Origin of the sequence: Olivibacter sp. SDN3 (genome assembly GCF_014334135.1) — a bacterium.
Classification (GTDB): domain Bacteria; phylum Bacteroidota; class Bacteroidia; order Sphingobacteriales; family Sphingobacteriaceae; genus Olivibacter.
On sequence record NZ_CP060497.1, the window covers coordinates 2,047,765 to 2,062,051 of the forward strand.

Below are 14,287 nucleotides of genomic sequence, written 5' to 3' on the forward strand. Positions count from 1 at the left end.
TTAAAAGCCTACCTGGACACCAAGTGTATAACTTCTCAGCGGTGGAATAGCGCCTTGGTTAGACGTGAAATTCGCTCCGGTTTGTTGCTCGATAATAAATTCTGGATCATAACCACTCCATTTGGTCCAAGTCAGGAGATTGACACCTTGGGCGTAAATACGTACCTGGCGGGCATTAATCTTAGATACGATATGTGCCGGTAATGCATATGCTAAGGTTACGGTTTTCAAGCGGATGTATGAGGCATCTTCCAGAAAACGGCTGCTTGAGCGGTACTGACTTGCCATATTTGCTTCCGAACCACCATCAATCGGTCTTGGCGTAGAAGTAATCTGCCCAGGGTTTGTCCAACGATTTAGAAATGTTTCTTCCAATCCGTTTCTTATTGTTGCCGCGTTCCTAAACCAGAATGTATTCTGTGTGTTATATAAGTCACGACCGTAATCGTACTGGAAGAAAGCAGAAAGCTCGATTCCCTTATAGGTGAACGTATTGGTGAACCCTCCATAAAAGTCGCTCAGCATACTACCATATACCCGCCAGTCAGCCGGGCTCACTGGATTATAAGTAATATCGCCATTACCGTCATACCACATCGCTTTACCGGTAGCGGCATTCACCCCTGCATATTGGGCTTGAAAATAAGAGTATAGCGGAGAGCCTACCCGAATCGTTTGGTCACCAGGTAAGACATCCAGGTCATCATATAAAGACGTCACCTTATTGTCGATAAAAGAGATATTAAAGTTTGTAGTCCAGCTGAAGGCCGTTGATTGTATATTGCGGCTGTTTAGTGAAAACTCTAAACCCTGGTTTCTAAGCTCTCCCAAATTTCGGGTAATATTGTCGTAACCGCTCGTGTAGGGTAGTGGCTGCTCCAGTAGTAGGTCTTTACTGATCCGTCTGAAGGCCTCAGCAGTGAAGGCCAGGCGATTGTCGAATAGACCAATATCTAAACCTATATTATAGGTTACATTGCGTTCCCAGCGCAGATCCAGGTTTTCTATACTGTTTGGACGAATACCGGGTAAACCATTATAAGCGCCCGTTCCGGAATAAAGTCCACGGGACGCAAAATTATCAACTTGATCATTTCCGGTCTCACCATAGCTTAAGCGCAATTTCAATTGATCAATCCAATTTTGATTTTTCAGGAAGTCTTCCTGATCAATTGCCCAAGCTCCCGAGACAGAAGGGAACCATCCAAATTGATGATTGGCACCAAAGCGCGAGGATCCATCATAGCGTAACACGGCACTCAAAAAATATTTTTTTGCATAATCGTAATTACCCTGACCAAAGAAACCTACTCTTTTAAAGCCAGTCCAATAGCCGGTTACGTTAACCGGCGTTGCGGCAGCTTGCATCGTTCTGAATTGGAAGGTCGGAAAACCCTCTCCCGAAGAGAAATTGTAATCGCGCGTATCGCTGCGGTATTCGGCACCCAAGATACCTGAGATACTGTGTTTATCCTGAATAACCTTATTGTAATTAAAGGTTTGGTTGGTAATAAAATTGATGTTTTCATTCTGGTTCAGCTGCAGCAGACCCTGTCTTGCGAAGCCATCAATGGTTCGCGGGTCGGTGTAGTAGCCTGCAAAGACTGCACGATAGTCTAAACCGTAGAACGATTTGAATGATAAATCGTCCGTGATTGTTGCTGTAAACGCTGTATTTCCAACAAAGGCGCGTGATCTACTTTTAATATCGTTCGCTTCCGTTGCAAAAATGGGATTGTGGCGCATATCGCCCGGTAAGCCACTTACCGGTGCATTGAACGATCCATCTTCATTATAAATCGGCGAAAACGGTAGCATCATTGGGGCAGCATATTGGGGGGCAGCAAAATTACCGGTTGAGCCGCCACTGCCCGATATGCCGTTTTGGGTAACCGAGCCAAAACTAGAGTTGAAATCTACAGTTAGCCAGTCAGTGGCTTTGTGACTAATATTGGCTTTAGCCGTGGCACGATTGAAGTCCAGGCCTATCACAGCACCCTCTTGTTTGTTGTAAGATCCGGATAAAAAGATGGTCGTTTTTTCGGTTCCACCGCTAAAGGAAAGCTCATAATTCTGTGATGAGCCATTTCGGAAAGCAGCATCCTGCCAGTCATAGGTAGGTAAAGCGGCGATCTGGGCATCCGTTAGTTCAGGATCTAAGCCCAATCCGGTCAAAGCGTTTTCCCGATTTGCTTCCGCCGTTCTACTAGGATACCGGTTAGCAATGGCTTCCATTCTTGCCTGTATCATTTGCTGTGCGTTCATCATGTCAACTTTAGGCATCGGTGCTGTGCGACCGACATAGGTATTGAAGTTGATCTGGCTATGGCCGGACTTCCCCTTTTTGGTGGTAATCAATACCACGCCATTTGCTGCCTGAGCACCATAAATAGAAGCTGCCGCTGCATCCTTCAGCACGGTAATCGATTCAATATCATTGTTGTTTAAAAAAGCTAAAGGGTTGCTTGCAGTGGTGCTGGTTGTTGTTGTGCTGTTCATCTGTACCCCGTCAATGATAAACAAAGGTTGCGTACCTGCCGTGATAGATCCTACACCGCGGATGTTCATCTGTACCGGCGCTCCGGGTACACCGCTCGCCGCATTGATCTGTACCCCTGCCGCTTGTCCCTGCATGGCACGGTCGAAAGATTGTACCGGAATGTTTTCGATTTCCTTAGGCCCAATGGTTGATACCGCTCCCGTCACCTCTTTTCTGCGCTGGGTGCCATAACCGGTTACAATGACCTCGTCGAGGTCCGAGATATTTTCGTTCAGTGTAACCGTTACGGACACCTTCTCACCCGCTTTGACCTCATAACCGGTAAGGGTTTGTTTTTCAAAGCCCACATAAGTAAAGGTTAGGGTGTAAGGACCATTATTGGGCAGCTCATCGAAAGTAAAAAGGCCATTGGCATTGGTAATGGTGCTAGCCTTATAGTCACCGGTTCCTGTTAGGAATACAGAAACTCCCGGAATCAGCTCGCCCTGTGGATCGGAAACAGCTCCTGTAATACTTCTGTTTCCCTGTGCGCGAGCTATTTGGCCAAGCATCAACATCATGAAGGCCAATAGTGCCGTTATAGGAAATCGGCACTTAGAAAAAGTAATCAAATGTTTCATTTTTGATTTGGGTTAATAGATGATATTTATTTGATAGTAAATCGGTTTTTAGCTGAGTCGGCTGTAAGGGTCAATTCATTCATCAGTGCAATCTTTTGGAGTTCGGGTTCCAGAGGATGATTTTTAAGTATGTATCCGGTGAAATATTTCTTGTGCAGTGCATTTCTATTGTATTCAATATCCGTTGCAAACTCCTTACTCAAAACTGTAAATACATCGGCGAGCGGTTGCTTTTTAAATATAAGGCTGTCGCCTTTCACAAGCACTTTATTGATGGTGGTTACTGGTTTATTTTTTCTTATAGAGGCTTTTGCAGCGTAAGGATGTGTAATCCTGAATCCTTCTGCCGTGAGGGTATAACGCTGGCCGGGTGTAAGTACGACGGTTTCTTTCGCTCGTTTTGAGCTGACACTTACACTACCTGAAAGAAGTTCTACAGAAACGTTCTCAGTATCAGTCAGGGCGTCGATGGTAAAGACGGTACCGAGTGCCGTGGTTTCAACATCGTTAGCAATAACTTTAAAAGGATGTAGCGAATCCCGGGAAACAGTAAATTGCGCCTTACCTTGGAGGTCAATGGTTCGGTTAGTTTTAAATTCTTCGGCATAGCCAACTTCGCTTCCTTGCTCTAGTACTACTTCACTACCGTCTTCCATTGCTATGGTGAGCGCTTGCTTATAATTGTTCCGTCTGATTACATAGCTGTCCGTCTTTTTCTTTGCTGTTGCCAGCTTTTGTTCCGTTAAGCTGGCGCTGTTTTTATTTAAGCGATACTGTACAAAAACAGTAGCACCCAATATCAGTAATACAGCAGCAGCGCTATAGAGCCACTGAACAGTTTTTATTCGCCTGATCCGTTTCCGTGTTGATTCTTTTTGTTCCAGTTCATGTTGCACAAGTAATTCATCCCAATCGGCTTCTGGAAGTAAACGTTCTAAAGTATCCGGATGATCGTTAAGGTATTTCACCACAAAATCAGCTTCTTCTGCAGAACATTTGTTGGCAAGGAATTTATCGAGCAGGTTTCTATCAATCATATGCAGTATCTACAAGTCTTACGTAAACAACTACGTTTGAAAAGTGAAAAACCCCTGCTCTTTGAAAAAAAGATTAGTCAGCTAAGAAGTCTTCAGGAAAAACTATTGTTGGATAAAGAATAAAAGGAGGGGGTAAGCCATGCTCGAGCGGAGTTTCTTGAGCGCTTTAGTCATGTGATCTTCCACTGTTTTCTGCGAGATCTCCATCTTCGAGGCTATTTCTTTGTTCGTATAACCTTCAATTTTGCTGAGGTAAAAAACTTTCTTTCTCACGGGTGGCAGTATGTCCAGAGCCTTAAGTAGATCATCGTAGGCTAGTTTTGCCAAACTACTGTTATGGCTATGTGTTGGCAACGTTTTTTCCTCAATAAAGGCGTCTTTTAACGAACGTTCACGCGCTTTTTGCCTTAAAAGATCGATCATACAAGTTCTGGCTACCCGAAACACTTGTTTGCTGAGAGGTAAATCGGTCGCAAGTCGGGGAGCATACTGCCACAATTTGGTAAAAGTAGCTTGAAACATTTCTTCTGCGAGCTCATTCGATCTCGTTTTGCTAAAAAAGTAGGCTAATACCGGTTTTTCAAATCTGATATAAACTTTATGAAACGTTTTTGCATTTGAACGCTTCAGTTCCAGTATTTCTTCAAGTTCTGTGGCTAAGGTGTGCGTCATTTTTTAAGAAAACGATGCAAATTAGTAAAAATTTAGTGTTAAATGGCTTTTTGATTTGTTTTTATGCGGGTTTAAAAATTAAAAACGGCATAGTTGTGCATCAGATGGTGAGCTTTCTTGTAAAAAGAGGTCCTCTTTGTGTTCAGTTTGTTCATCATTTGCAAATCCTTTGAAAAATGGTGAACATAAAATAAGTTTGTGTTAATCCGCACGGTTCAAGTACAGAAGTTACTTTAGCTGTAAGAATAAGCTCATTAGGCCTATATCGTGATATATCGTGCTACAGTAGCGGGGGATCATTTTTTTGAAAAGTTAAAAAAAAGTTAAATATCTAGGAAAATTCAAACAGAAAAATTATGTTTGTTTCAACGCTTAATAACTAATATACCTGATCATTAAATCGGCATAAACCATGAACACACTTATTTTTGTTGTCTTTATTGTCTTATTGGCCTTATGGAGCTGGCTGGCATATGAAATTAAAAACCCAATGGAGTTCTCTGCAGTCGAAGAACTAGCTTTGGATGAAGAGTTAGCCTTAGAAAAGGGCGATTTTTTAAAGAGTTATGTATAGTAGGAGAAACACCTTTTCGGGGTATCGTTTTACTTGAGTTTTGCGAAACTTACGCTGTTTACAAATTTATAAGCCTTCTGGGAAAGGCCCGGCTTTTAAGTTATACGGGCGACCTTCTCTCAAATTATGACTTATATAAATAAAAACGTTTATTTGCATATCAAATGACGAAATAGGCATATGCAAATGAAGGTTAGATTTTTTAGATTCATCTTTATATTTTTTTTACTATCGGCCCAAGGGGTGTTATATGCGCAGAGCTTGGGCATGCAGGATTTAAGTAATATAAATGTAGATGCGCTTACAGACGAACAATTAAAAGGGTATATGCAGCAGGCAGCTGCATCGGGGATGTCTGAAGAAGAACTATTACAGATGGCCATTTCATCTGGTATGCCAGAAGACGAATTAAATAAACTGGAACAACGTCTAAGAAAAATTCAGCAAGATGAAGGTATTATCCCTGTTTCCGAAGAAAAAGGGCAGGCGGTTCCACAAGTTGCTGTAAGACATAAGCGCCAGGTCAATTTCGCGGACAACCTTGGTGATAGCGCTCGCAAAAATAGCATAGGCACAGATACTAGCATACATGCGCTGCATGCCAAGCTGAAAATTTTCGGGGAAGAGTTATTTGCCGGTAGTAACCCTCAATTTGAACCTAATTTACGGCTTGCTACTCCAAAAAATTATGTAATAGGTGCTGACGACGAGATTCTACTGGAAATATATGGTAATTCTGAAGCTAGTTATTCCTTAAATGTGAGTCCAGATGGGAGTATCAATGTTCCTTATGTAGGCGTTATTCCCGTCGCAGGGGCAACCATTGAGCAGGCAACGGTGCGTATCAAAGAGCAATTGAGCCGTATATATTCAGGGATACGTTCAGGCAATACGCAAGTAAATATCAGTTTAGGCAATATCCGCAGTATCAAAGTAGTCGTAACGGGTGAAGTTGCCAAACCGGGAACCTATACCTTGCCTTCTGTAGCCAGTGCATTTAACGCCTTATATGCTTCTGGTGGCCCGTCAGTGCGAGGCACCATGCGCGATATCAAAGTGATACGTAACGGTAAGGAGATTGTTAGTATTGATGTTTACGATTTTTTGTTGAATGGAAGTTTGCAGCACAACATTGTACTGCAAGATCAGGATATTCTATATGTTTCGCCTTATATAAGTAGGATAGAATTAAGAGGACAGGTGAAGCGGCCCGCGTTGTTTGAGTTAAAGGAGGGAGAGAATTTCGATCAGCTATTAACCTATGCCGGTGGCTTTAATGAAGAGGCTTACCGTGCGCGGGTAACGGTGTTCAAGAACACGTCAACTGAGCGTAAGGTGGAAGATATTACTTCCTTACAATTTAGTCAATATTTGCCGCAAAGTGGAGATAAATATAGGGTAGGTAAGATCTTGGAGCGTTTTACCAACCGAGTAAGTATCAACGGTGCTGTTTTCCGCCCTGGTGTTTACGAGCTTAGCCAAGGGTTAACTTTAGGTATGCTTATTAAAAAGGCAGATGGTGTTAAGGAAGATGCTTTCATGAACAGGGCGTATATTGTACGACTGAAAGATGATCTACAACGAGAGCAGGTGCCTTTCTCTGTGGCCGATATTTTGGCGGGCACCGCTGAAGATATTCTGCTGAAGCGTGAAGATGAGGTACATATATCATCTATTTTTGATTTACGCACGACTTATAGGGTGCAGGTAGATGGAGAGGTTCGTAAAGCTGGTTCATATGATTATGCAGAAGGTATGACTTTAAAGGAGTTGATTATACAAGCTGGAGGTTTCACCGAGAGTGGATCTTCCAAGCGCATTGAAATCGCCCGTAGAGTAGCCAATAGTGATGCCCGCTCTGAGTCTGCTACTACTTCGGAGATTTATCATGTAGACATTGAGCGGGATTTATCCGGTGCGGAAGATTTCCAGCTTGAGCCTTTTGATATGGTAAACGTGCGTTTAGCTGCGGGATATGAGCGGCAACGAAGCGTTCGCATTGAAGGGGAAGTGTTGTATCCTGGTCATTATACCTTGAGTCGGAAAGATGAGCGTATTTCAGATGTTATTGCGCGTGCAGGTGGATTTACCGCCTATGCTTATGTTGATGGTGCTTCGCTTAAGCGAAAAGACTTAGGGAAAGTACAGGTAGATTCTACGAGTAATTTTGATTGGCGTAATGCCGCTTTGGAAGAAGAACGCTATCAAGAGCGTTTGGTTCGTTTAAGTTCTATTCAGAAAAGTACGATGAACCCGAGTAATTTAAGTGCTGTTCAAAAAGAGACCGGTCCGAATAGCTATGTAGGTATTAACCTGCACCAGATTCTGAAAACGCCAAAAGGAGACAGCGACCTGATTTTAGAAGAAGGAGACGTCTTACATATTCCAAAACAGCTACAAACCGTTCGTATCAGTGGAGAGGTATTGTCGCCCGTAACGGTCACCTATTCTAGCAACAAGGGCTTTAAGCAATATATCTCGCAAGCGGGAGGTTTTTCTGAGCGTGCATTACGTAAGCGTGCTTATGTGGTATATGCCAACGGCTCCGCGAAAAGCACTTCACGGTTTTTGTTTTTCAATAATTACCCTAAAATAAAACCAGGGGCAGAAATCTTTGTTCCTGAGCGTGAACCTCGAGGACGGATGGGCGCAGCGCAATGGGTTGGTATAGGCGGTAGCTTGGCCACCACACTTGGTGTTATTGTGGCCTTATTTAGGTAGATTTAGGTACATCACATATAGCAGGGGAAAAGCAGAAAGGGAACTCGACTTCCACGAGCTCGTTTTATTTGTCAAAAGGGAATATACCAACTGAAGAAGGGTATGGTGAGGTGAAGAAGGGGGGATTTGAACTTTAACTTCTCTTCTTATCCTTATCGATGGATAGATGCTTTAGTTTTGAAGCTAATTTTTACTTTTCTCCAAATTATCCAGCACTTCTTGAGTAAAGCGTTTTGCAGCTTCAATATCCTTAGGGTTGTTAGGAAACTCTTTAGAGGCCAATACCTTAATTTCAGCTAAGCTGGAGTCTATTGCAGTATTGTTTACTTTTTCGAGATCAGAAGTTAATTTATTAGATGCCGTTAATATTGTCTTGCGTCTTTCTCGCACAGCAAGAATTTTATGCGCGTTGCGCATTTCGTATAGCCAAAGCATCATATTGCAGAAAAGAACAGACAAAGTAATAATCGCAATTAACTCGGCAGCCATTACCTGTTTGTGTACAGCCAGGGCTAAAGCTACCATTGAAAGATTGGTGGCCACAATAATGCTCGAGGCTTGTAAATGACTAAGCCCTAAATCAAGAAGTCTATGGTGCAGATGGTTCCGATCAGCCATAAAAGGCGACTTTCCTCTTAAAATACGCAAAATGAATACCCTAAAAGTGTCGAAAGTGGGCATAATCAAGAGGGCTATAGCCACGCCAGGCGCTGCATTAATTAAAGGGCTAGGATTACCTATTGGATCATATTTATTGAGCTCGATAAACTGAATGGTTAATATAGAGATAATAAAACCAATAGAGTATGCTCCCGCATCACCCATGAAAATCCTTGCCCGCTTTTTTGCGTTATACTTTAAAAAGCCTACGATCGCTCCCGCCATACTAAAACTGAGCACACTGAGCCCCTTCGCGTCCATTAAACAGAACAGTGTACCGTAAATAAGGCATACAAACATACTGATTGAACCGAGAAGCCCATTGATGCCATCAATTAGATTGAATGCATTAATGATAAAAACAACCACAAGACTGCTGAAAATATAGCTGAGGAGCGGACCTATTTCGTGAATGCCCATCACGCCATAAAAATTTGTAAGACGTACATCAGCAAAATAGACGACGATAAAGGCCGTTATAAATTGAGCAGCAAATTTTTTATAAGGGTCTAAAGCAATCAAGTCATCTTTTAACCCAATAGTGAAGATAATGATGCCTGATGCAAATATGAAGTTAGCATTGGGAAGCATCTGTGAATTAATGAGTAAGCAACTAACTAGCGCAAAAGTGCTAAAAACAGCAACTCCTCCAAGATTTGGTACTGAATTTTTATGGATCTTTCTAGATTCTATGGAAGGGTCGTCTACTAAACGTTTAGAATAAGCAACCTTAATAATTGCAGGTACTGCAATAAGAGAAGTAATACATGCAAGTACTAAGGGGAGTAATGTTATTAACATACGGATTGTTTTTATTTAAACATTCAGTTTATCAAAAGTAATACATTTTAAGCTAAAGCGAAATACTTGATGTTTAATAATTATAAAAATCAACATTTCCTATCACATTCGCAACAATCTTTTAACGCAACTAATGAAGAGTTCGCTACAACAATGCTGCCAAAATAAGCTAACTTCATCGTGTACTATTAAAAATCTTGATACCAATTCCTTAAAGAGGCCTTTAGTCCGATATTGATCACCGTTGTTCGTTTTGTCCACGCAATGTTCTTTTCCTGTCTGTACAGTCCCCCTATTTCAAATCGTAAATTATATTTTGGATTAATTAAATAAGCTGCTTTAGCATCGAGATATACCAAGTCTGTTGTCACGCCCTGACCGATAAAATTATCATACTCTTTGATGAAGTTTTCGTAAGACTTAAATATATTCCCTCCATAATTTTTGTCAGCCGCAGGGTCCATTCCGTAGCGGGCATAGTTGCCTTGCAGTGAAAAATCAAAGCGCCGATACGAATAATTGATAATTCCCAGAAATTCCCTAAAATTGGCGCCTAATATATGTGCCAGGGGTTGATTAAAGTTTGTATACGCTGTTATTGATGCAAAATGTTGATAGGTGTAAGGTCGAGCAGCGTTAAATTCACCCAAGAAATTCAGATTTCTGATACCGAAAGCATCAAAACCTTTAAAACCGAGCTGGTAAGCCTGTTTGTTATTGATATAACCTTTTCCTCTAAATATTTCCTTGGTGTATAGTTCCCCCAATAAAAACTGCCCGTAGGCGGTGAGGTTATTAAGTATCTTGTATTTTGCAGTGAAACCCACATGCGCTTTATCCGGCGAGTTGGTGTTGGCTGTTTCGATTGGCCGCATAAATATCACTGGATTTAAGTAATTGACGTCAAATCCCCTTGTCCCTCTGGCATTTCTTGGCGCCCACATCATAGCCTGAAAGACGCCCACAGACAGGCGATCGGTAGCGTTCCAGTCGAGGTATTGGAAAGCGCCCCATTTACCTAAATCACCGGCATTATGGCGGTTGTTGATCGATTCAAGGTAATTGATGTCGCGTGATGCAAAAGGGTCCATCATATAAGCCCACATGCTCATGTAACGCACATTCCCAAGGGTGCCGGTCAATTTCAAGAAGGTGTAATTGGACGATACGTCAGATAGCAACATGGAGCGGTAACCGTCGCCTATAAAATTTTTATCATAACCCAATGTTATATTCAGGTACTTAATAGGGGTGTAAGATAGGTTAGCCGTAACATATGCCCAATCCTGCGACCGTCCGGTGCGTTGGTCGTACAATCGTCCGAACTGTCCGGGTATCACATGATTGTCAAAAATATAGTCGGTTACATAATCGGGGAACAACGCTTGGTTTTCGTAAAAGCTCGTATAAAAAGAGAACTTATCGCCAACGTTTCCTCCTGCCTGAAAGCCCCTTGTGTTGAGCCAAGGCGTACGGCTCTCATCAAAAGATCTACCTACCTGAAAGTCTGGGAGGAAATCAGCGTAAAAATTATAATCATCTTTTTTGATATCGATCAGATGCTCATTGAAGAGCTTTCTACCCAACCAAGTATCTTTTTCGGTAACTCCTATATTCATTAATGAATCGTATGCCGGTTGCATAACCGAGTCGATAATGTAAGGCTTAATACTCGTATGCATGCGGGTATCGGTGCTATACATCACACGATTCAGTTTCTGATAAAACTGATAAGAATAAGGCACATATTCTGATTGTGCTTTTACAGTTGCATCAATAAAGGTTAAGGTTAAAATGCTTATAACTATTAATAATCGTTTTTTCATATTATAAAAACTGCTAGCGTAGCGAGCAAAATATTGCCATAGGGCGCAAAGTTAATCTTTTAAGGTGGTAATTGTTTTATGGTAAGCTTAATTTTATCGCTTGTTTACTTACCTTTGTTTCAGTTCAATTAAGCATTATTATAATCAGATAGCGTGGCAAATATAAAAAAGAATGCGATATATAATATTCTTTTATCCGTTAGTCAGGTATTATTTCCACTCATCACTTTTCCTTATGTGTCCAGGGTGCTGGGTCCGCAAGGTATCGGAGATATCAGCTTTGTTGAAAGCATTACCCAATATTTTGTCTTAGCGGCAGCCTTGGGTATTCCCATATACGCCGTACGTGAAATAGCAAAAGTTAGAGACAATGTCTCGTTACGTTCCAATATTTTCAGCGAACTATTAACTGTTCATGTGTTAACCACTGTTTTGGCTATTCTAATCTATGTAACGATATTTCTCACTTTTTCGCGACTGCAAACTTATCAAAGTTTGTTTATGGTAGGGCTTGGCATACTATTCTTTCAGGCCTTTGTAATGGAATGGCTGTTCCAGGGGCTTGAAGAATTTCCTTATATCGCAAAAAGAACGATACTGGTGCGCGTTCTGTCCATCATAGCCATCTTTTTATTTGTAAAAAGGCCCGATCAGGCGGTGGTATATTATAGCATTTCGTTACTTACCATTCTAGTCAACGTGGTGCTAAATGTTTTATACGCCCGGCGTTTCGTTTATCTACATTGGAACCGTTTAGTTATTAGGAGACACCTACGTCCATTGCTGTATATCTCTTCACTGGCTATGGTTACCAGTGTTTATACCTTACTTGATGTCACTATATTGGGTTTCTTATCTACTATAGAGCAGGTTGGTTATTATTCGGCGGCTATACGTATCATCAAACTGATCGTCATGGTGTTTGTGGCCTTTGCTACGGTTATGGTGCCCCCGCTTTCCAAAGCTTTTCATAGCGAAGATATGCCCACAGTGAACCGACTGTTACAAAAATCATTTGGATATATCGTGTTTTTAAATGTTCCGGTTACAGTAGGTCTGATGGTTATCGCTCCAGATCTCTTAAAGTTATATGCCGGTGACGAATTTGTGGCTGCAGCCGTATCTTTACGATGGTTAGCTCCTACTATTATTTTTATAAGCCTGAGCAATATTTTTGGAATGCAAATACTGAATCCCATCAATCAGGAAAAGAAATTTTTTCAGGCATCTTTATTTGGTATGTTTATTAGTCTGGCCGTAAATTTCAGCTTAATCCCTTTTTTAGGACAGGCTGGTGCAGCGATTTCTGCTATGGTTACCGAGTGCGTGGTCATGGTATTGTTAATAGTATTCGCACTGCGTGCCGTAGCTTTCCGTCCGCAGTGGAGGTTATTGACGCAAGCGCTTATTTGTTCTGCTATATTTATTCCCTTACAATGGCTTATCGGGTCATTTTCGATCGGTCTTCTCCAAAGGTTGCTGCTTATGATTATTTCCGCAAGTTTTTCGTATCTGGCGCTGCAATACCTGGTATTCGGTAATCGGTATATTAAAGAGTTGGGCGAAATGTTGCTTAAGAAGATAGTTCCGTCGAAATAATTGTAATTTAGCAGCGGCAGAAACTGACGAAAAATTATTTACAGATGAAAGCACCAAAACTTTTGCTTGTAGCGCTACGCATAGATATAACCGGCGATGGGGCATCCATCTACGCTATGAACAATGCATTGGCTTTTGCCGTCCATGCCCAAGTTGATATCGTTACTTTACAGGCCCCTAAAACAGATCGGGGGCAAGCATTATTGAAGGATGCCGGTTGTGTCGTTACCGAGGTGGTAGAAGAACTTCGCGATAAGCATCAGGAGCGCTTGCGCCTGCTGAAACGTGGGCACAATATTTTTCATGAGTCTGTTCATCTGCACCAAACCGTGCTTCGTATGTTGGGAAAGCGTCATTACGATGTAATCGTACTGGAGCTGTATTCCACTTATTTAAGCGATACCATTAAAGAGGTGGCGCCCGATGCCAAGATTTTACTTTTGCAACACAATTATGAATATGCTAACCATCTGGAGTATATCAAGTACCGCATTGCTAATCCAATCAAAAAGCTATTATACCAGGCGGCCAACTACCGTTACCAGTCTATCGAGCATCATTATGTGAAAAATGCCGACGCCGTTATTGCTATTTCCGAGCGAGACCGCGCTTTGTTCAGCGGTATTCGTGGCGATCAAGAAGTTTACGTGATTGCACCGGCGGTAACCTATGCGTGCCAGAAGCTATCGCATAGTGCCAATTGTTATAATCTGCTTTTTTTGGGGATGATGGATTGGTATCCCAATATTGCAGGCGTTAGCCAATTCATACAAGAGGTGTTTCAACCCTTGCTTGCCGGCGGTAAAAACTACCACCTTTATATCGTAGGAAAAAATCCTGTAAAAGAAATTTTAGATTACCAGTCGGAACATATTACCGTTACCGGAGAAGTAGCCGATATAGACCAATATATACAACTAAGTGATCTTCTGGTAGTGCCCAACACTTTGGGGGGCGGCGTAAAGATCAAAGTGATGGAAGGTATACAGAAAAGTATCCCTTTATTGATTAGTCGGGAAAGTACGGTAGGTTACGAAGGTATCGTTGATTTCTTTACGGTAGACCAGCTGTCCGACTTCAAGAAGCGCATTCAGGCCTATCCGCAGGAATTAGCGGGTTATCAAGAAGCGCTCACACGGGCCCAAGAGGCTATTGCCACCCGGGTCAGGACTAATGCCGCCGTTGTGGAGCAGCTACTCTCAAAGATTCATCATCGTTTACCGCTAAAATATTCTGTTTCTTGATCTATATTCTTTTATATGGTGTGCTAGCATCTT

At 41.9% G+C, this 14,287-nt stretch carries 9 protein-coding genes; 4 read left to right on the forward strand and 5 right to left on the reverse strand.

The features are described 5' to 3' along the window. The 3 genes from H8S90_RS08395 to H8S90_RS08405 all read right to left on the reverse strand — a co-directional run bounded on the left by H8S90_RS08395 (position 1) and on the right by H8S90_RS08405 (position 4,829). Complete coding sequence (locus tag H8S90_RS08395; RefSeq protein WP_187342105.1) at positions 1–3,120, reverse strand: TonB-dependent receptor; 3,120 nt, start codon at positions 3,118–3,120, stop codon at positions 1–3. A 26-nt stretch (positions 3,121–3,146) separates the two neighbouring features. Beyond that, positions 3,147–4,157, reverse strand: a complete 1,011-nt coding sequence (locus tag H8S90_RS08400; protein WP_187342106.1) for a FecR family protein — start codon at positions 4,155–4,157, stop codon at positions 3,147–3,149. Positions 4,158–4,259: 102 nt separating this feature from the next. Then, a complete protein-coding gene (locus H8S90_RS08405; protein WP_187342107.1) occupies positions 4,260–4,829 on the reverse strand; it encodes an RNA polymerase sigma factor in 570 nt (189 codons plus the stop codon). Between the two features lie 412 nt (positions 4,830–5,241). Here H8S90_RS08405 and H8S90_RS08410 point away from each other — a divergent pair, with 412 nt between their 5' ends. Both H8S90_RS08410 and H8S90_RS08415 read left to right on the forward strand, forming a co-directional pair. Then, positions 5,242–5,403, forward strand: a complete 162-nt coding sequence (locus H8S90_RS08410) for a hypothetical protein (protein WP_187342108.1) — start codon at positions 5,242–5,244, stop codon at positions 5,401–5,403. Between the two features lie 186 nt (positions 5,404–5,589). After that, positions 5,590–8,124, forward strand: a complete 2,535-nt coding sequence (locus H8S90_RS08415; RefSeq protein WP_255501869.1) for an SLBB domain-containing protein — start codon at positions 5,590–5,592, stop codon at positions 8,122–8,124. A 183-nt stretch (positions 8,125–8,307) separates the two neighbouring features. Here H8S90_RS08415 and H8S90_RS08420 read toward each other — a convergent pair whose 3' ends face one another. Next, on the reverse strand, positions 8,308–9,585 hold the full coding sequence (locus tag H8S90_RS08420; protein ID WP_187342110.1) for a glycosyltransferase family 4 protein: 1,278 nt from the start codon (positions 9,583–9,585) through the stop codon (positions 8,308–8,310). Positions 9,586–9,773: 188 nt separating this feature from the next. Beyond that, entirely contained in the window at positions 9,774–11,411 is a 1,638-nt protein-coding gene (locus H8S90_RS08425; RefSeq protein ID WP_187342111.1) for a gliding motility protein RemB, read from the reverse strand. 153 nt (positions 11,412–11,564) lie between these two features. Here H8S90_RS08425 and H8S90_RS08430 point away from each other — a divergent pair, with 153 nt between their 5' ends. Together H8S90_RS08430 and H8S90_RS08435 are read left to right on the forward strand one after the other, a co-directional pair. Then, complete coding sequence (locus H8S90_RS08430) at positions 11,565–13,010, forward strand: flippase (protein ID WP_187342112.1); 1,446 nt, start codon at positions 11,565–11,567, stop codon at positions 13,008–13,010. Positions 13,011–13,054: 44 nt separating this feature from the next. After that, complete coding sequence (locus H8S90_RS08435) at positions 13,055–14,254, forward strand: glycosyltransferase (protein WP_187342113.1); 1,200 nt, start codon at positions 13,055–13,057, stop codon at positions 14,252–14,254. Positions 14,255–14,287 lie beyond the last annotated feature (33 nt).